The sequence below is a fragment of the Actinophytocola sp. genome (genome assembly GCF_035634895.1).
In the GTDB taxonomy this organism is placed as follows: domain Bacteria; phylum Actinomycetota; class Actinomycetes; order Mycobacteriales; family Pseudonocardiaceae; genus Actinophytocola.
On sequence record NZ_DASQCC010000279.1, the window covers coordinates 53,320 to 71,424 of the forward strand.

Here is an 18,105-nt window from a genome sequence, read left to right on the forward strand (position 1 = left end):
AAACCGGGTCCCTTACGATCGGGGCCGTGCTCGACTCGCTCAAGGCCCGCATCGACCGCCTGCCCAACCCGAGCCGCCGCCTGCAGCTGGGGTTCGCGGTCGCGGTGCTGACCACACAGGCGCTCATCGCCATGACCGGCGCGGTCGTCCGGGTCACCGGCTCCGGCCTCGGCTGCCCGACCTGGCCGGAGTGCTTCCCCGGGAGCATGTTCCCGGTCTCGCACCCCGAGTACAGCACGCTCAACCAGTGGATCGAGTACGGCAACCGCCTGTTCACCGGTGTGGTCGGGCTGATCGCCGTCACCTGCTTCGTGCTCGCCTACCTCAACCGCCCGCGCGTCGACCGGCGCTACCTGCGGCTCGCGCTGGCCATGCCGGTCGGCGTGGCCGTCCAGGCCGTCATCGGCGGCATCACGGTCCGGCTCGACCTGGTGTGGTGGAGCGTCGCGATCCACCTGCTCGCGTCGACCGTCATGGTGTGGCTCGCCACACTGCTGGTGCACTCGGTGCCCCACGACGACGCGGGGGGCGGGCCTGTCACGCCGCCGGGCACGCTCGCCACCTGGCTGTACGTGCAGACCGCGCTGCTCGCCGGGCTGCTCGTCACCGGCACCATGGTCAGCGGCGCCGGCCCGCACGCCGGCGACTCCAGGACCCCGCGGCTCGGCATCCCGGTCGAGACCATGGCGCACGTCCACGCCGCGTTCCTGTACACGTTTCTCGGCTCGCTGGTGCTGCTGGGCCTCTGGCTGCGGTCGCGGCGGGAGCTCCCGCCGCCGTGGGGGCGCTACCGCGTGCTGGTGGCCGTGGTCCTCGCGCAGGGCACCATCGGATTCGTCCAGTTCTGGCTCGGCGTGCCCGAGCTGCTGGTCTGCCTGCACGTTCTCGGCGCCATGACGGTCATCATCGCCACCGGCTCGCTGTGGTGCGGGGTCCGCAGGCGCCGCGCCGCCGCCGACGAGGGTCGAGTGGCAGAGGCGGTCACGGCCCGGTAACGTCGAGACGGAAACCTACGGATACGTAACCGTAGGTCGACGTCTCCTGGCCGCGTCACGGGCCCGAGTTATGAGGTCTCCCCAATCTCCGCGACACTGACGCCTACGCGTGAATCACGGTCCCCCAAGCCCATCCTCTCCGGCCGGCGCTCCGGCGCCGAGCACTACACCGTCGTGGTGTTCGTGCTCCTCCCCCTGCTCGCCCTGATCGCCGCAGTGCCGTTCGCCTGGGGCTGGGGCCTCGGTTGGGTCGACGTCGGCATCGCCACCGGCTTCTACGTGGTCAGCGCGCTCGGCGTGACCGTCGGCTACCACCGCTACTTCACCCACGGCTCGTTCAAGGCCAAGCGCTGGCTGCGGATCGCGCTGGCGGTCGCCGGGAGCCTCGCGTCGCAGGGCTCGGTCATCGCGTGGGTCGCCGACCACCGCCGCCACCACGCCTTCTCCGACCGCGAGGGCGACCCGCACTCCCCCTGGCTGTTCGGCACGTCGCCGGTCGCCATCGCGCGGGGCTTCTGGCACTCACACATGGGCTGGCTGTTCGAGCGGGACAAGACCAACGCCGAGCGGTTCGCGCCGGATCTGTTGGCGGACAAGGACCTCCAGCTCGTCGACAAGCTGTTCATCCCGATGACCGTGCTGACCCTCGGGCTCCCCGGCGTGATCGGCGGCCTGATCACCATGTCGTGGTGGGGCGTGGTGTCCGCGATCTTCTGGGCCGGGATCGTCCGCGTCGGCTTCCTGCACCACATCACGTGGTCGGTGAACTCGATCTGCCACATGATCGGCGACCGGCCGTTCGCCAGCCGGGACCGCGCCGCCAACTTCTGGCCGCTCGCGATCCTGTCCATGGGCGAGTCGTGGCACAACTCGCACCACGCCGACCCGACCAGCGCGCGGCACGGCGTGATGCGCGGGCAGCTCGACATCTCCGCGCGGGTGATCTGGCTCTTCGAGAAGTTCGGCTGGGCGTGGGCCGTGCGCTGGCCGCGGCCGGAAAGGCTGGCCGCCAAGCTGGTCGCGTGAGCGGAGCTCGCGAGGAGTGGTGTGCACCGGTGGTGGCGCGCGGACTAGGGTCCGTACGGAGTAGCTGTTCTTGATCTTGGAGGAACGCGGTGACTTCCACGCCCCACCCCGTTGTCGACGACATGGTCGATGCCATCCTCGTGCGGGCCACCGGCGGCCCCGAGGTGCTGGAACTCGGCAAGGTGCCCGCGCCCAAGCCCGGCGCGGGTGACCTCGTGGTGTCGGTGGCGGCGGCCGGGGTGAACTTCATCGACGTCTACCACCGCAGCGGCCAGTACGGGATGCCACTGCCGTTCACGCCGGGCGGCGAGGGCGCTGGCACGGTGCTGGCGGTCGGCGACGACGTCACCGGCTTCGCCGAGGGCGACCACGTCGCGTGGACGGCCGCACCGGGCTCGTACGCACAGCAGGTGATCGTGCCGGCCGCAGCCGCGTTCAGGATCCCGGAGGGGGTCGAGGACGAGGTCGCGGCCGCCGCCATGCTCCAGGGGATCACCGCCCACTACCTGGTGACCTCGACCTACGCCGTGAAGCCCGGCGACACGGTTCTCGTCCACGCGGCGGCCGGCGGTGTGGGCCTGCTGCTGGTGCAGCTGGCGAAGTTCCGCGGCGGCAAGGTGATCGGCACCGTGTCCACGCCGGAGAAGGAGGCGCTGGCCCGCGAGGCCGGCGCCGACGAGGTGATCCGGTACACGGAGACCGACTTCGCCGAGGCGGTCGCGGACCTGACCGGCGGCGTCGGCGTGGCGGCCGTGTACGACGGCGTGGGCAGGACGACGTTCGACGGCAGCCTGGCGTCGCTGTCGCGACGGGGCGTGCTGGCACTGTTCGGCGCGTCCAGCGGACCGGTCCCGCCGGTCGACCCGCAGCGCCTGAACACGGCGGGTTCGGTGTTCCTGACCCGCCCGACCCTCGGCCACCACATCGCGACGCCGGAGGAGTTCCAGTGGCGGTGTGACGAGCTGTTCTCGGCCATCGCGGCCGGGCGCGTGTCGGTCCGCATCGGTGGCCGCTACCCGCTTGCCGACGCCGCCAAGGCCCACGAGGACCTCGAGGGCCGCCGCACCACGGGCAAGCTGCTGCTCCTCCCCTCGGCCGTCAGCGTGGCGTGATGCTGATCGCGTCGACCACGAAGACCAGGGTCTCGCCGGAGGTCGTGGTGCCGCTGCCCATCTTGGTGTTGGCGGCGGCCACCGGGACGACGATCAGGCGGCGCCCGCCCGCGCGGATGCCGAGCAGGCCCTCGTCCCAGTAGCGGATCCAGCCCGAGTCACGCAGGTTGGACAGGGACACCGAGATCGGCAGCGTGTTGTTGCCCGACCACGTGCCGTCCAGCTTCTCCCCGCTCGACCAGGTGATCAGCACATAGCTGACCGAGAGCTCCGCGTGCGGGAGTGCCCTGGGCCCCTTGCCCTTCTCGAGGTCCTGCGCCAGCAGGACGGTGGGCGGCGCGCAGTCCGTCGGCAAGGTGATCTTCGGCTGCTCGTCCAGCGCACCCGCCACCCCGATGTCCGTCGTGGCGCACTCGCCGACGACCGGGCTGCGCTCGGGTGGCCGGGCGAGGACCGGGCCCATCCGGCCGACACAGCCGGTGAGCGTGAGCAGTGCCGCGACTACTGGCAGGACCACAGTCACGATGCGCATCATTGACATGACCCCAAATGAAGGAGTGGCTGGGCGGTCGGCGGCTGACAGTTACTAACAGGGTCACCCGTTCTTCCTATTTATCACACCCGCGTCCAGGGGTAGATTTACAGTCCGTACTCGATCCGGTACAGAGCGCGTTTCACCCTTCTGGGTGACTCGAAGGAGGTGGTAAACGGTGCCCGCGGAAGCCAAGGGCCTCCGCAAGAACCCCGTTCAAGAGATCTTCTGGACCAGAACCGGCCTCCTACTCCTGATCTTGGTGGTGGTCTCGGGACTGGCCATGGTCCTCTCGGCGAACCTGGACCCCGGCGTCGGCAAGAACCTGGTCACCGCGCTCTCCACCGGAACACTGGTCTCGGCCATCGTCGGCTTCGGCCAGACCCTCATCACCGCGACCGCCACCCAGCGGGCGATGCTCACGCCACTCGTCGAAGAAAGCCGGCAGGCGTTGCGTGACCTCGCCGACGAGTACCGGTCGATGAACCGTGAGTTCTTCCCCACCCACGTCTTCGAACCGACCGCGGAACCCAACCCCGCGTTCAACCGGCTGATGATGCAGGATCTGCAGCGCACGAGGCAGTACCTGTTCCGAGGATTCTCCGGCCGGCACGCGGCGGCGCGACTGCTGCTGTCCCGGTCCGAATGGGAGTTCCGCGGAGTCGTGGCCGATCCCGGCAACGCGTCCGGGATAAGCGGCCGAGCCCGTTACCTCATCCGGCACTCCCCTGCCGACGTCGACGCCGACACCATCCAGGCGCGCCTGCACGAGGAGACCAGGATCGGCCTGGTCGGCCTGTACCTGGCGCGCAGCAGGTGCAGCAGGATGGAGGTCACCGTGATCTCCGACCCGCCACTGGACCGGCTGGAGATCTTCGACGACAGCGTGTGGGTGACGCTCTACAGCGACGCGCACGCGCCCGCGGCGTACCCGCGGACACTGCGGTTCTCCGAGGGCTCGTTCATCTACAACATGGAACGCGCGGAGTTCGGCCGCATCTCCGTGTCCCGCCACGCGCAGCACCTGGTGATCACGCCCGACCTGACACGCCAGGAGTTCATCGCGCGGTTCGAGAAGATCACCAGCTCACGCCTGACCGAGGAGCAGTTCCTCGAGCTCAACAGCAAGTTCTACGACTTCCTCCGGGAGTTCTCCGTCACCGCCGAGTTGGGGGGCTGATATCTGGTGGCCACGAAGGGCTCCGCGCTGGTGGAGCTGGCCGAACAGCTGCGGGCCGCCGACCTCGGCCTCGCGTCCCGCTGGGGCGAGGTCGACCGGTGGTTCGAGACGTGGGCGGAACGGCCCGACCTGCGCACCGACCTGCGCACCCACCTCCTCACGTTGCCGGAGGACCAGGCGAAGGCCGTCATGCGGCGGTCGCGGGAGACGACGACGCACTTCGCGTGGTGCCTGCGCGACCAGCCGGACGAGCCGTTCACGTTCTGGATGCACGAGTACAAGGAGCAGCGTGACTGGCGTGCCGGCTACGCGGACTCCGTGCACAACCACCGGTACCACTTCTGCACGACCATCCTGCGCGGCGGCTACCTGCACGAGCGCTACACGGCGGCGCTGGCGCCGGGGACGTCGCTGATCACGTCCGCGGAGCTGCTGACCAGCACGCCATGCCCGGTCGGCGCGTCGGAGAGTCTGCTGGCGTCGGACTTCCACCGGATCCCGCGGGCGGTCGACGGCACCATGACGTTCCTCGTGAAGTCCAGGGAGGTGACGCCCTGGAGCCTGTCCTACGACCCGCTGACCCGCGAGAGCCAACGGCACGTGCCGGTCGAGTCGCGGCTGTCCGGTCTGGTCGACCGCTTGTAGGACCGGCCAGATAGCGGTCGATACCGAAGACAAACACGCTCGGGCCAATTACCATCACCTCCACCAGCCCTGCTCGGCGGGCGCTTACCACAGCCGGCATGGTCGGAGGGGTGACGTGTCTGTAACGGATAGCACGCCCGAGGGTCATACGATCGTGCCGGTGATTCCACCGGGCGTGGTCGATGCTGTCGAGGCGGACGTCCACCGGCTCTGCGCGCGCTACGCGGCGCGGCTGCAGTTCCACGGGTGGCACCACGTGAACTTCGTGCGCACCAAGGCCGGTCGCTTCGCCGTGCTCAACGGCGCCGAGGTGAGCGTCGTGGAGACCGCCGCACTGGTGCACGACGTCAACTACCTTGTCCTGCGCAACTCGGCCGCGGCGGCGGGCAGCGGGCTGCGCTGCGCGATCCTGGCCCGCGCCGGCGTGCCCAGGCACGTCGCGGCGTGGATCGACCGCATCGTCGACGAGGCGGAGATGGCCAGCCGCGGCAAGGACATCTCGCTGGAGGCCCAGGCGCTGTCGGACGCGGACACGCTGTTCAAGGCGCTGCCGGTGACCCCGGTCGTGCTCGCGCACAAGTACCTCGAGGAGAACGGCATCGGCCTGCGCGAGCTGGCGAACAAGATCTGCGGCGAGCAACAGAGCGTGCACGACGAGGGGTTCTACTTCTACAACGCCGAGGCCGCGGCGCAGTACGCCCACTGGGCGGCGGCGAACCTCCAGCTGTGGCAGTGCATCCGCGAGTCCCTCGACGACGCGGACGTGTCGGCGCTGCTGGAGACGGTGAGCGGCTCGCAGGCGACGGCCTAGGGACGTTCCTGAATGACCCAGCGGTTGCCGTCCGGGTCGTCGAAGGTGACGAACGAGTTCCAGGCGCCGCCCTTGCCGTCGACCTGCTGCCCGTCCTCGATGTGCCAGATCGGGGAGGCGTCGACGTCGCGCTCGACCAGGTCCGCGTGGGCCCGTTCGATGTCCGCGACGACGATCTGGACGCCCTTGAGGTCACCCGGCTTCATCTCGGTGACGTTCACCCCGAACCCGATCGAGCACCCGGAGCCCGGGGGTGTCACCTGCACGAACCGGAACTCGCCCGCCGTGTGGTCGACGTCGACGGGGAAGCCGAGCTTGCCGGCGTAGAACTCCTTGGCCCGGTCCACGTCGGTGACGGGCACGGGGATCATCTCGATCTTCCAGTCCATGGTGTGCTCCAGGGTGGCGGCGAGCCGGTCGAAGCCGGCGCCGACGCCTCGGGCCATACCCGAGTCGAGGACGGCGTCGCGGAGCTCGCGGGTCGGGAACGTGGCGGTATGGGTGAGAAGTGTGTTTCCGGACAGCTCGATGGTGATGATCGACTCGTGCTCGGCCCGTGCGTGGCAGTCGACGTTCGTCTCGGTCATGACGAGCCGGTTCGGCGGGTCGATCGCCAGGTACCGGCCGTGCAGGACCATCTCATGGTCGTCCGGGCCGCGCATCACGTAGTGCCATTCGCCGCCGGGGCGCAGGTCGATCTCGCAGACCGTGAGGCGCCAGCCGTGCGGGCCGAACCAGCGCCGGAGCAGGTGTGGCTGGGTGTGCGCGTCGAACACGCGCCGCCGGGGCGCGGTGAACGAGCGGGTGATGACGATGTCGCGGTCACTCATCGGACAGCAGCTCGTCGAGACGGTCGTAGCTCTCGGTCCAGAACCGCCGGTAGTCGCCGAGCCACGCCGACGCGGCACGCATGGGCCCGGCGGCCAGCCGGCACGGCCGGCGCTGCGCGTCCCGGCCGCGCTCGACGAGACCGGCACGTTCGAGCACCTTGAGGTGCTTGGAGATGGCGGGCTGCGTCATCGCGAACGGCTCGGCCAGCTCCTTGACCGACGCCTCCCCCTTGGCCAGCCGCGCGAGGATGGCCCGTCGCGTGGGATCGGCCAGCGCGGCGAAGGTGGCATCGAGCGAGGGCGCCAGAGCCGCGGTCATCGTCCATCACCTCCCGGTTCCATAACCAGACGGTATTGGACTGGGGAAGGATGGTCAACAGGCCCACGACAGAGTCAGCAACGCCCCCGGCCAGGGGTCAGAACGGCAGACCGACCACCGGGAGACCGAGCGCCGAGTCCACGGCCAGCGCGACGAACACCAGCGTCAGGTACGTGTTCGACATGTGGAAGAGCTTCATCGGCCGGCCCGGCTCGCCGCGCTTGACCGACGCGTACAGCCGGTGCGCGACCACGAGGAACCAGCCACCGGTCACCACCGCGAAGCCCGTGTACACCCAGCCGGTGACGGGCACCAGCAGCAGCGTCCACGCGACCATCACCCACGAGTAGGTGACGATCTGCCGGACCACCCGGTCAGGCGTGGTCACGACCGGGAGCATCGGGACGCCGGCGCGTGCGTAGTCGTCGCGGAACTTCATTGCCAGGGCCCAGAAATGCGGTGGCGTCCAGAAGAAGATCACGCCGAACATGACCAGCGCCGGCCACTCGATGGACCCGGTCACCGCGGACCAGCCGATGACCACCGGCATGCACCCCGCCGCGCCGCCCCACACGATGTTCTGGGCGGTCCGCCGCTTGAGAACCATCGTGTAGATCAATACGTAGAAGAGGATGGCGGCGACGGCCAACAACGCCGCCAGGAGGTTGGTGGTGGGCCACAGCCACGCGAACGACAGCGCGCCGAGCGTGACACCGAAGACGAGCGCGTTGCGCGTCGGCACCTGGTGGCGGGGCAGCGGACGCGTCGAGGTGCGCTTCATCACCGCGTCGATGTCGGCGTCGGCGACGCAGTTGAGCGCGTTCGCGGAGCCCGCGGCCATCGTGCCGCCGAACAGGGTGGCGAACACCAGCCACGGAGACGGGATGCCCCTGGCCGCCAGCATCATCGCCGGCACCGTCGTGACCAGCAGGAGCTCGATGATCCTCGGCTTGGTCAGCGCGACGTACGCGCGCATGACGTCCCTGCGGGTGCGGCGCGGGGCTTCGGCAGCCGCCCCGAGCGCTGCGCTCACGAGCGGCTCCAGGTGGGTGTAGATGGCGGATGTTCGGGCAACGCTCGAGATGGTAGCCGCGTGACCATGAACGGCCTTCGCCGGGTGGTTTCGTTAGGCTGAGGAATTGTCCGGGCATCCCGAGGATGACCAGCGCGGTCATGCGAGAACAGCATGATCAACAAGACGATCTAGGTGGGAGCTTGAGTCCGTGTCCATGAGTGCCGACGAACTGGCCCGTTTGACCACGCCGAACCTGCCTGACGACTGGACCGACCTCGACAAACGCGCCGTGGACACCATCCGGGTCCTCGCCGCCGAGGCCGTCCAGGAAGCCGGCAACGGTCACCCGGGCACCGCGATGAGCCTCGCGCCCCTCGCGTACACCCTCTTCCAGCGGGTCATGCGCCACGACCCGAGCGACCCGGAGTGGATCGGCCGGGACCGGTTCGTCCTGTCCGCCGGTCACTCGAGCCTCACGCTGTACCTGCAGCTGTTCCTCTCCGGCTACGGCCTGGAGATCGACGACATCAAGGCGTTGCGCAAGTGGGGCTCCAAGACCCCGGGCCACCCCGAGCACGGGCACACCGCCGGTGTGGAGATCACCACCGGCCCGCTCGGCCAGGGCCTCGCCTCCGCGGTGGGCATGGCGATGGCCGCCCGCCGCGAGCGTGGCCTGTTCGACCCGGACCCCGCGCCCGGCGAGAGCGTGTTCGACCACCGGGTCTTCGTGATCGCGTCCGACGGTGACATCGAGGAGGGCGTCACCTCCGAGGCGTCCTCCCTCGCGGGCCGCCAGGAGCTGGGCAACCTGACCGTCTTCTACGACGACAACAAGATCTCGATCGAGGACGACACCAACATCGCGCTGTCCGAGGACACCGCGAAGCGCTACGAGGCGTACGGCTGGCACGTCCAGGTCGTGGAGAGCGGCGAGGACGTCGCCGGCATCCTCGACGCGGTCCGGGCGGCCGAGGCGGAGACGACGAGGCCGTCGTTCATCCTGCTGCGCACGGTCATCGGCTATCCGGCGCCCAACAAGATGAACACCGGCAAGGCGCACGGCTCCGCGCTCGGCGAGGACGAGGTCGCCGCGGTCAAGAAGATCCTCGGCTTCGACCCCGAGGCGCGCTTCGTGGTGGAGCCGGAGGTCCTCAAGCACGCCCGCCTGGTCGCCGACCGGGGCAAGGACGCGCACAAGGAGTGGCAGAAGTCCTTCGACGCGTGGGCGCAGGCCAACCCGGAGCGCAAGGCGCTGCTCGACCGCGCCTCGGCCTACCGGCTGCCCGACGGCTGGGCCGACAGCCTCCCGTCGTGGGACCCGGACCCGAAGGGCGTCGCGACCCGCAAGGCGTCCGGCGAGGTGCTCAACGCGCTCGCCGACGTGCTGCCCGAGCTGTGGGGCGGCTCGGCGGACCTCGCGGAGAGCAACAACACCACGATGAAGGGCGCCGACTCGTTCGGCCCGACGAGCGCGAAGACCAAGGAGTGGGACGCGACGCCGTACGGCCGGACCCTCCACTTCGGAGTCCGCGAGCACGCGATGGGCTCGATCCTCAACGGCATCGCGCTGCACGGCCCGACCCGGCCCTACGGCGCGACGTTCCTCGTGTTCTCCGACTACATGCGCCCGCCGGTCCGGTTGGCGGCACTGCAGAAGCTGCCGACGACCTACGTGTGGACGCACGACTCGATCGGCCTCGGCGAGGACGGGCCGACGCACCAGCCGATCGAGCACCTCGCCGCGCTGCGGGCGATCCCGGGCCTGGTGATCATCCGGCCGGGTGACGCCAACGAGACGGCCGCCGCGTGGCGCACCATCCTCGAGCAGCACGAGTTCCCCGTCGGGCTCGCGTTGACCCGGCAGAACCTGCCGGTGCTCGAGGGCACCAGGGAGCTCGCCACGGAGGGCGTGCGCAAGGGTGGCTACGTCCTGGCCGACGGCTCGGCGGGCGTGCCCCAGGTGGTGCTGGTCGCCACCGGCTCCGAGCTGCAGATGGCCGTCGACGCACGGAATGTCCTGGAGGGTGAAGGGGTTGCCACGAGAGTGGTGTCCATGCCGTCCCAGGAGCTGTTCGACGCGCAGGACCAGTCCTACCGTGACAGCGTGATCCCGCCGGCCGTGAAGGCCCGGGTCGCTGTCGAGGCCGGCATCGCGCAGCCCTGGTACCGCTACGTCGGCGACGCGGGCGAGATCGTCTCGATCGAGCACTACGGCGCGTCGGCCGACTACCAGACGCTGTTCAAGGAGTTCGGCTTCACGACGGACGCGGTCGTCTCCGCTGCCCGCCGCTCACTACAGAAGGCGACATCATGACTGACAAACTCGCCCAGCTGTCAGAGGCTGGCGTATCGATCTGGCTGGACGACGTGTCCCGCCGGCGGCTCACCTCGGGCAACCTCGCCGGGCTGGTCCGCGACAAGCACGTCGTCGGCGTGACGAGCAACCCGACGATCTTCGCGAAGGCCCTGTCCGAGGCCGCCGACTACGACGACCAGGTCCGTGAGCTGGCCGCGCGGGACGCGTCGCTGGAGGCGGCGGTCAGGGAGATCACGACCACCGACATCCGCGACGCCTGCGACCTGTTCCGGGACGTCTACCAGCAGAGCAACCACGTCGACGGCCGGGTGTCGATCGAGGTCGACCCGCGCCTGGCGCACGACACCGACAAGACCGTCGCGGAGGCGCTCGACCTGTGGAAGACGGTCGACCGCCCGAACCTGCTGGTGAAGATCCCCGCCACCGAGGCGGGCCTGCCGGCCATCACCCGCACCCTCGCCGAGGGCGTCAGCGTCAACGTCACGCTGATCTTCTCGGTCGAGCGCTACCGCGCGGTGATGGACGCGTTCATCGCGGGCGTCGAGCAGGCCAAGGCCAACGGGCACAACGTCGCCGAGCTCCACTCGGTCGCGTCGTTCTTCGTGTCCCGGGTGGACAGCGAGGTCGACAAGCGGCTCGACAAGATCGGCACCGACGACGCGAAAGCCTTGCGCGGCAAGGCGGCCGTGGCCAACGCGCGTCTCGCGTACGGGGCCTTCCAGGAGGCGTTCACGACCGACCGCTGGCGTGAGCTCGCCGCGGCGGGCGCCCACGCGCAGCGCCCGCTGTGGGCCTCGACCGGGGTGAAGAACCCGGACTACTCGCCGACGCTGTACGTGGACGATCTGGTCGTGGCCAACGTGGTCAACACGATGCCGGAGGCGACACTCGACGCGGTTGCCGAGCACGGCGACCTCCGTGGCGATACGGTGACCGGCAAGGCGGGGGAGGCCCAGGAGCTGTTCGACGCGCTTGAGCGCGTGGGCATCGACATTCGGGACGTCTTCATCACCCTCGAGAACGAGGGCGTGGAGAAGTTCGAGAAGTCCTGGGAAGAGCTGCTTGAGTCCGTTGCCGGCCAGCTGAAGGCCGCGAAGGAGAGCTGAGCGCAGATCATGAGCGGAGCTTGCGGAGCGAATCCGCGGACGCATGGGGGTCGACCGCCCTCGCGGAGCCTGCGAGGAGAGGGCGGGGCGCGGCCATGACCGAAGAGGCAAGGGCGGCGGAGGCCGCCGCCCTCGTCGAGCAGCTGGTGACCGACCAGGTCGCCAGCAAGCTCGCCGCCGGCGACGCCACGCTGTGGGGGCCGGACGCGGAGTCCGAGGCGTCCATCCGCCTGGCGTGGACGACACTGCACGAGACCTCCCGGCCGCTGCGTGGCGAGATCGAGGCGCTGCGGTCCGAACTGCACGGCGAGGGCGTCGACCGGGTGGTCCTCGCGGGTATGGGCGGCTCGTCGCTCGCGCCCGAGGTGATCACCAACACCGCGGGCGTGCCCCTGGTGGTGCTCGACACCACCGATCCGGGCCAGGTGGCCGACGCGTTGGAGGGTGACCTCTCGCGGACGGTCATCGTGGTGTCGTCCAAGTCCGGGTCGACCGTGGAGACCGACAGCCACCGCCGGATCTTCGAGAAGGCGTTCACCGACAGCGGGATCGACGCCGCGTCCCGGATCGTCGTCGTCACCGACCCCGGCTCGCCGCTGGAGGCCACGTCGAAGGAGGCGGGCTACCGGCGGGTGTTCCCGGCCGACCCGCACGTGGGTGGCCGCTACTCGGCGCTCACCGCGTTCGGCCTGGTTCCGGCGGGACTCGCCGGCGCGGACATCGGCGCGCTGCTGGACTCGGCCGCCGGCATCGCGCCGAAGCTGGCCTCGGACAGCCCGGACAACCCGGCGATCCAGCTGGCCGCCGCGCTCGGCGCGGCACACGCGCACGGCGCGGAGAAGGTCGTCTTCGCCGACACCGGCTCGGGCGTCAAGGGGTTCGGCGACTGGGTGGAGCAGCTGATCGCCGAGTCGACCGGCAAGAACGGCACCGGCCTGCTGCCGGTCGTCGTGGAGAACCCGGAAGCGCCCGGTTTCGCCGACGCGGGCTCGGACGCCACACCCGTCGCGATCGGCCCGGCCGTCGGCGGCGGACTGTCCGCCGAGGGCGGCCTCGGCGAGCTGATGTTGCTGTGGGAGTTCGCGACCGCGTTCGTCGGCCGGATCCTCGGCATCGACCCGTTCGACCAGCCGGACGTCGAGGCCGCGAAGAAGGCGGCGCGATCGCTCCTGGACGCGCCAAAGTCCGAGCCGGCCGAACCGACCTTCGTCGACGGTCCGGTGGAGGTGCACGCGCCGGAGGGCCTGGCCGTCGGCGACACGCTGGCCGACGCGCTGCGCGCGTTCTTCGGCGCCGTCCCGGACTTCGGCTACATCGCCGTGCAGGCCTACCTCGACCGGCTCGCCGACGCGTCGGCGACGGTGCTGCGCCCGGAGATCACCCGGATCACCGGCAAGCAGACCACCTTCGGCTGGGGACCCCGGTTCCTGCACTCGACCGGCCAGTACCACAAGGGCGGCCACCAGAACGGCGCGTTCCTGCAGCTGACCGGTTCCGTCGAAGCCGACCTGCCGGTGCCCGACCGGCCATACACTCTCGGCACGCTGCAGCTCGCCCAGGCACTGGGCGACGGGCAGGTGCTGGCCGAACACGGGCGTCCGGTGCTGCGGCTGCACCTCACCGACCGGGCCGCCGGACTGGCGCACCTGGTCAAGGCTCTTCAGGAGGTCGGCAGGTGAGTACCCGCAGCTGGCAGAACCCGCTGCGCGACGCGCGGGACAAGCGGCTCCCGAGGATCGCGGGGCCCTGCGGCCTGGTGATCTTCGGCGTGACCGGTGACCTGTCCAGGAAGAAGCTCATGCCGGCGATCTACGACCTGGCGAACCGGGGGCTGCTGCCACCCGGTTTCTCTTTGGTCGGGTTCGCGCGGCGCGACTGGGCGGACGAGGACTTCGGGCAGGTCGTGCACGACGCGGTGAAGGAACACGCGCGCACGCCGTTCCGCCAGGAGGTCTGGGACCGGCTCGCCGAGGGCTGCCGGTTCGTGCAGGGCAGCTTCGACGACGACCAGGCCTTCGACAACCTGGCGAAGTGCGTCAAGGAGCTCGACGACGAGCGGGGCACGGCCGGCAACCACGGGTTCTACCTGTCGATCCCGCCCGCCGCGTTCACGAAGGTCATCCAGCAGCTGTCCCGCACGGGCCTCGCGGACCAGAAGGCCGACGAGTGGCGCCGGGTGGTCATCGAGAAGCCGTTCGGCCACGACCTCGTCAGCGCCAAGCAGCTCAACAAGACCGTGAACGACGTCTTCCCCGAGGAGTCGGTGTTCCGCATCGACCACTACCTCGGCAAGGAGACCGTCCAGAACATCATGGCGATCCGGTTCGCCAACCAGCTGTTCGAGCCGATCTGGAACTCGAACTACGTGGACCACGTGCAGATCACCATGGCCGAGGACATCGGCCTCGGCGGGCGCGCGGGCTACTACGACGGCATCGGCGCCGCCCGGGACGTCATCCAGAACCACCTGCTGCAGCTGCTCGCGCTGACCGCGATGGAGGAGCCGGTCTCCTTCAACCCCGAGTCGGTGCGTGCGGAGAAGGCCAAGGTCCTGGCCGCGACCCGGCCGGTCCGGCCGTTCGAGGACTCGACCGCACGCGGTCAGTACACCGGCGGCTGGCAGGGCGGGCAGAAGGTGCCCGGCCTGGTCCAGGAGGGCGGCTTCGCGAAGGACTCGATCACCGAGACCTACGCCGCGATCGAGCTGGCGGTGGACACCCGCCGCTGGGCCGGTGTGCCGTTCTACCTGCGCACCGGCAAGCGACTCGGCCGCCGCGTCACCGAGATCGCCGTGGTGTTCAAGAGGGCGCCGCACCTGCCGTTCGACGACTCCTCCACCGAGGAGCTCGGCCAGAACGCGCTCGTGTTCCGGGTCCAGCCGGACGAGGGCGTGACGATGCGGTTCGGCTCGAAGGTGCCCGGCTCCACCATGGAGGTCCGGGACGTCAGCATGGACTTCAGCTACGGCCACTCGTTCACCGAGTCGTCGCCGGAGGCCTACGAGCGGCTGATCCTGGACGTGCTGCTCGGCGAGCCGTCGCTGTTCCCGAAGAACGACGAGGTCGAGCTGTCCTGGGAGATCCTCGACCCGATCCTGAAGCACTGGGCGACGCACGGGCGGCCCGACCCGTACGCGGCCGGCACGTGGGGGCCGACCTCCGCCGAGGAGATGCTCGCCCGCACCGGCCGTCACTGGCGGCGCCCGTGAACGAGCTCGCGAGCGAACCACTGAGCACGGAGGCGGCATGATCATCGACCTTCCCGCCACCACGACGTCGCAGGTGAACAGCAAGCTCGTGCACCTGCGCGAACAGGGTGGCGCCAACACCATCGGCCGCGTGCTGACGCTGGTGATCGTGACCGACGACAGCGAGAAGACCGAGGACACCATCGACGCGGCCAACTACGCCTCGCGCGAGCACCCGTGCCGGGTGATCGTCGTGGCGCGGGGCGCGAAGAAGGCCTCGCCGCGGCTGGACGCGCAGATCCGGGTCGGCGGCGACGCCGGCGCGAGCGAGGTGATCGTGCTGCGGCTGTACGGTCCGCTCTCGTCCGAGGGCGCGTCGTGCGTGATCCCGCTGCTGCTGCCGGACGCGCCGGTCGTCGCGTGGTGGCCGTTCGAGGCGCCGGCGTCGCCGGCGAAGGACTCGATCGGCCGGCTCGCCACCCGCCGGATCACCGACTCGGCCGCGGACCGCAACCCGCCGAAGGCACTCGAGGTGCGTGCGAAGGGCTACGAGCCCGGCGACACGGACCTGGCGTGGACGCGGCTCACGCTGTGGCGGGCGCTGCTCGCCGCCGCGCTGGACCTGCCGCCGAACGAGAGGGTGACGGCCGCGACCGTGTCCGGCGAGGCCGACTCGCCGTCCGCGGAGCTGTTGGCCGCGTGGCTGTCCTCGCGGCTGCGGCTGCCGGCGAAGCGGGTGAAGGCCAAGTCCGGTCAGGGCATCGTGTCGGTGGTGCTGGAGCGCAAGTCCGGCAACATCGAGATCGACCGGCCGGACGGCGCGGTCGGCACGCTGTCGCAGCCGAACCAGCCGGACCGGCGGGTCGCGCTCGGCCGGCGTGCGGTTCGCGACTGCATCGCCGAGGAGCTGCGGCGGCTGGACCCGGACGAGATCTACGACGAGTCGCTCAAGGCCCTCAACAAGGTCGACCGCGGCGGCCGGACCGCCACACCCCGCAAGAAGACCGAGACGCCGAAGAAGGTCAGGGCCGGCGCCGGCACCTGACGGCCCGAGAGCGAAGGAGCCGGCTCCCGAGCACGGCGCCCGGTGAGAAACGGGCTCCGTGCTCGGGAGAAACGCAACTCGGTATGTCTGAACGCGGGACTCGCGGTGTTTGAACGCGGGACTCGCGAGGCGGTCACGTCCAGGACGACGCGGAAAGCGAGGCGCGTGAAGCGGATGAGCGAAGCGACCCCTACGACAGTCACCTACGACACGGCCGACGAGCTGGCGTCGGCGACCGCGGACCGGTTGGCCGCGGCGCTGGCGTCGGCTCAGGCCGCCCGTGGCACGGCCTCGGTCGTGCTGACGGGCGGCCGCACCGGTGGCGCCGTGCTGGCCGCGCTGCGGTCGGCCGCGCTCGACTGGTCGTCGCTGGACATCTACTGGGGCGACGAGCGTTTCCTGCCTGCCGGGGACCCGGAGCGCAACGAGACGCAGGCCCGCGCGGCGCTGCTGGACCACGTGCCGGTCGCGCCCGCGCGGGTGCACGCGATGGCGCCGTCGGACGGCGAGTTCGGCGACGACCCCGACGCGGCGGCCGAGGCGTATGCCGTGCTGTTGAAGGACGTCCCCACGTTCGACGTCTGCCTGCTTGGCGTCGGCGAGGAGGGGCACACGGCGTCGATCTTCCCGCACTCCCCCGCCGTGCTCGAGTCGGCGCGGACGGTCGTGGCGGTCCGGGACTGCCCGAAGCCACCGCCTACACGTGTCTCGCTGACGTTGCCTAGAATCCGTACGGCCGCCGCGGTGTGGCTGATGACGACGGGCGCGGCGAAGGCCGACGCGGTAGCGGCGGCACTTGCCGGTGCCGCTGAGCAGGACATTCCCGCTGCGGGGGCCCGCGGGCAGCGTGAAACGCTCTGGATTCTCGACAGGTCGGCGGCATCTGCCCGGTGATTTGTTCCCGGGTACGTCAGTTGACCGATGTCTCCGGCAACTGACAGGGCCACTCTTGGCCGGGTGACATCGGACCAGGACAACGAGAAGGTCGTTCAGCAAGTCTTCGGCGACCTGCCTTTCCCAGCCCACCGCTGGCAGCTCATCGCACAGGCCGCCGTCTACGGAGCGGACTCGGTGACCATGGCCAAGCTGCACCGGCTCCCGCCCCGGCGCTATGCCGACCCGGAGGAGGTGACGGCGGCGATCAACGCGTCACAGCACGTGCGGCCGCGGCCGCGGCGGTACCGGCCGGTGGTCATCCCGATGGGCGTCAAGCTCCGGCCGTTGGTCGTCGCGGTGGCGGCGCCGGACTAGACCAGGACCAGACCATGCGCATCGGGATCATCGGCGCCGGCCACATCGGCACCACGCTGAGCAGGCACTTCGCGATCGTCGGGCATGACGTGTCGCTGACCGGCCTGCTCGTCGCCCGCACCGTCCGCGCGGTCGCCAGCTTCGCCGACGTCGTGGTGGTCGCGATCCCGTTCCACCGCTACCCGGAACTGCCGCGAGCGGAGGTGGCCGGCAAGCCGGTCATCGACACGACCAACTACGACCCCGGCGTCGACCCGCCCATGCGCGAGCTGGACGAGGACCGCATCACCTCCAGTGAGCTGGTCGCCGCGCACCTGCTCGGCGCCCAGGTGGTCAAGGCGTTCAACGCGATCCGCTGGGAGCACCTGCGGGACCACGCCCACCGCGACCGGTTCGCCGGCCGGCGTGGCATCCCGGTCTCCGGTGACCACGTCCGGGCCAAGAAGACCGCGATGGCCCTGGTCGAGGAGATCGGTTTCGATGCGGTCGACGCGGGAGGCCTCGCCCGCGGCGGCCGCAAGTTCCAGCCGGGCACGCCGGTCTACGCCGCCGACCTCACGGCGAGCGACCTGCGTGCCCGGCTGCACCTGGCTACCTGACGTTTTCTGTAACCATTTCTTTGTCACTTGGGGGTGGCAATTGCCGGACACGTGGCCGGTGGGGCGGCGCGGCCTCACCGGCCGTCCCCTCATGGCGACCGCCTCGGCCGCCGGGACTAGGATCGACGTACTGCG

The 18,105-nt window shown here is 70.2% G+C and carries 18 protein-coding genes; 14 read left to right on the top strand and 4 right to left on the bottom strand.

What is annotated here, in order from left to right:
- Positions 1–26 precede the first annotated feature (26 nt).
- From VET29_RS42900 to VET29_RS42910, 3 genes are all read left to right on the top strand, one after another.
- Complete coding sequence (locus VET29_RS42900) at positions 27–995, top strand: COX15/CtaA family protein (protein ID WP_324932960.1); 969 nt, start codon at positions 27–29, stop codon at positions 993–995.
- 84 nt (positions 996–1,079) lie between these two features.
- A complete protein-coding gene (locus VET29_RS42905; protein WP_324933194.1) occupies positions 1,080–2,021 on the top strand; it encodes an acyl-CoA desaturase in 942 nt (313 codons plus the stop codon).
- A 122-nt stretch (positions 2,022–2,143) separates the two neighbouring features.
- Positions 2,144–3,133: a quinone oxidoreductase gene (locus VET29_RS42910; protein WP_324933197.1), complete on the top strand. Its 990-nt coding sequence runs from the start codon at positions 2,144–2,146 to the stop codon at positions 3,131–3,133.
- Here the strand turns inward: VET29_RS42910 and VET29_RS42915 are convergent.
- A complete protein-coding gene (locus tag VET29_RS42915) occupies positions 3,120–3,656 on the bottom strand; it encodes an FKBP-type peptidyl-prolyl cis-trans isomerase (protein WP_324932963.1) in 537 nt (178 codons plus the stop codon). The two genes, VET29_RS42910 and VET29_RS42915, sit on opposite strands and share 14 nt — an antisense overlap.
- 187 nt (positions 3,657–3,843) lie before the next feature.
- On the opposite strand from VET29_RS42915, the gene VET29_RS42920 reads away from it, so the two are divergent.
- The 3 genes from VET29_RS42920 to VET29_RS42930 all read left to right on the top strand — a co-directional run bounded on the left by VET29_RS42920 (position 3,844) and on the right by VET29_RS42930 (position 6,301).
- Positions 3,844–4,845, top strand: coding sequence for a hypothetical protein (locus VET29_RS42920; protein WP_324932966.1), 1,002 nt, complete (start codon positions 3,844–3,846; stop codon positions 4,843–4,845).
- A gap of 6 nt (positions 4,846–4,851) precedes the next feature.
- Positions 4,852–5,490 (top strand): hypothetical protein, encoded by a 639-nt coding sequence (locus VET29_RS42925; protein ID WP_324932969.1) that lies wholly within the window; start codon positions 4,852–4,854, stop codon positions 5,488–5,490.
- Positions 5,491–5,650: 160 nt separating this feature from the next.
- Positions 5,651–6,301, top strand: a complete 651-nt coding sequence (locus VET29_RS42930) for an HD family phosphohydrolase (RefSeq protein WP_324932972.1) — start codon at positions 5,651–5,653, stop codon at positions 6,299–6,301.
- On the opposite strand, the gene VET29_RS42935 is transcribed toward VET29_RS42930, so the two are convergent.
- The 3 genes from VET29_RS42935 to VET29_RS42945 form a co-directional block, all read right to left on the bottom strand.
- Entirely contained in the window at positions 6,298–7,131 is an 834-nt protein-coding gene (locus VET29_RS42935; RefSeq protein WP_324932975.1) for an SRPBCC domain-containing protein, read from the bottom strand. The genes VET29_RS42930 and VET29_RS42935 overlap by 4 nt on opposite strands.
- Positions 7,124–7,450 (bottom strand): metalloregulator ArsR/SmtB family transcription factor, encoded by a 327-nt coding sequence (locus VET29_RS42940; RefSeq protein WP_324932978.1) that lies wholly within the window; start codon positions 7,448–7,450, stop codon positions 7,124–7,126. Before VET29_RS42940 ends, VET29_RS42935 begins: the two co-directional genes overlap by 8 nt.
- Before the next feature lie 97 nt (positions 7,451–7,547).
- Complete coding sequence (locus VET29_RS42945; RefSeq protein WP_324932981.1) at positions 7,548–8,483, bottom strand: heme o synthase; 936 nt, start codon at positions 8,481–8,483, stop codon at positions 7,548–7,550.
- A 196-nt stretch (positions 8,484–8,679) separates the two neighbouring features.
- On the opposite strand from VET29_RS42945, the gene tkt reads away from it, so the two are divergent.
- The 8 genes from tkt to VET29_RS42985 all read left to right on the top strand — a co-directional run bounded on the left by tkt (position 8,680) and on the right by VET29_RS42985 (position 17,970).
- A complete protein-coding gene (gene tkt / locus VET29_RS42950; protein ID WP_324932984.1) occupies positions 8,680–10,779 on the top strand; it encodes a transketolase in 2,100 nt (699 codons plus the stop codon).
- The gene (gene tal, locus VET29_RS42955; protein ID WP_324932987.1) at positions 10,776–11,888 is read left to right on the top strand and encodes a transaldolase; all 1,113 of its coding nucleotides are present in this window, start codon (positions 10,776–10,778) and stop codon (positions 11,886–11,888) included. The genes tkt and tal overlap by 4 nt, the downstream gene beginning before the upstream one ends.
- 95 nt (positions 11,889–11,983) lie before the next feature.
- A complete protein-coding gene (locus tag VET29_RS42960; RefSeq protein WP_324932990.1) occupies positions 11,984–13,567 on the top strand; it encodes a glucose-6-phosphate isomerase in 1,584 nt (527 codons plus the stop codon).
- Positions 13,564–15,096, top strand: coding sequence for a glucose-6-phosphate dehydrogenase (gene zwf, locus VET29_RS42965; RefSeq protein WP_324932993.1), 1,533 nt, complete (start codon positions 13,564–13,566; stop codon positions 15,094–15,096). The genes VET29_RS42960 and zwf overlap by 4 nt, the downstream gene beginning before the upstream one ends.
- 37 nt (positions 15,097–15,133) lie before the next feature.
- Positions 15,134–16,120 carry a glucose-6-phosphate dehydrogenase assembly protein OpcA gene (gene opcA / locus VET29_RS42970; RefSeq protein WP_324932996.1) on the top strand — a complete coding sequence of 329 codons (987 nt, stop codon included), beginning with the start codon at positions 15,134–15,136 and terminating at the stop codon, positions 16,118–16,120.
- Positions 16,121–16,294: 174 nt separating this feature from the next.
- The gene (gene pgl, locus VET29_RS42975; RefSeq protein WP_324932999.1) at positions 16,295–17,014 is read left to right on the top strand and encodes a 6-phosphogluconolactonase; all 720 of its coding nucleotides are present in this window, start codon (positions 16,295–16,297) and stop codon (positions 17,012–17,014) included.
- A 63-nt stretch (positions 17,015–17,077) separates the two neighbouring features.
- Positions 17,078–17,371, top strand: a complete 294-nt coding sequence (locus tag VET29_RS42980; RefSeq protein ID WP_324933003.1) for a DUF2795 domain-containing protein — start codon at positions 17,078–17,080, stop codon at positions 17,369–17,371.
- A gap of 14 nt (positions 17,372–17,385) precedes the next feature.
- Positions 17,386–17,970, top strand: coding sequence for an NADPH-dependent F420 reductase (locus VET29_RS42985; RefSeq protein WP_324933006.1), 585 nt, complete (start codon positions 17,386–17,388; stop codon positions 17,968–17,970).
- Positions 17,971–18,105 lie beyond the last annotated feature (135 nt).

Coding starts and splice junctions, on each gene's coding strand:
- VET29_RS42985 (WP_324933006.1), top strand. CDS start 17,386: ATGCGCATCGGGATCATCGGCGCCGGCCACATCGGCACCACGCTGAGC.
- VET29_RS42960 (WP_324932990.1), top strand. CDS start 11,984: ATGACCGAAGAGGCAAGGGCGGCGGAGGCCGCCGCCCTCGTCGAGCAG.
- VET29_RS42910 (WP_324933197.1), top strand. CDS start 2,144: ATGGTCGATGCCATCCTCGTGCGGGCCACCGGCGGCCCCGAGGTGCTG.
- VET29_RS42940 (WP_324932978.1), bottom strand. CDS start 7,450: ATGACCGCGGCTCTGGCGCCCTCGCTCGATGCCACCTTCGCCGCGCTG.
- tal (WP_324932987.1), top strand. CDS start 10,776: ATGACTGACAAACTCGCCCAGCTGTCAGAGGCTGGCGTATCGATCTGG.
- opcA (WP_324932996.1), top strand. CDS start 15,134: ATGATCATCGACCTTCCCGCCACCACGACGTCGCAGGTGAACAGCAAG.
- tkt (WP_324932984.1), top strand. CDS start 8,680: ATGAGTGCCGACGAACTGGCCCGTTTGACCACGCCGAACCTGCCTGAC.
- VET29_RS42935 (WP_324932975.1), bottom strand. CDS start 7,131: ATGAGTGACCGCGACATCGTCATCACCCGCTCGTTCACCGCGCCCCGG.
- pgl (WP_324932999.1), top strand. CDS start 16,295: ATGAGCGAAGCGACCCCTACGACAGTCACCTACGACACGGCCGACGAG.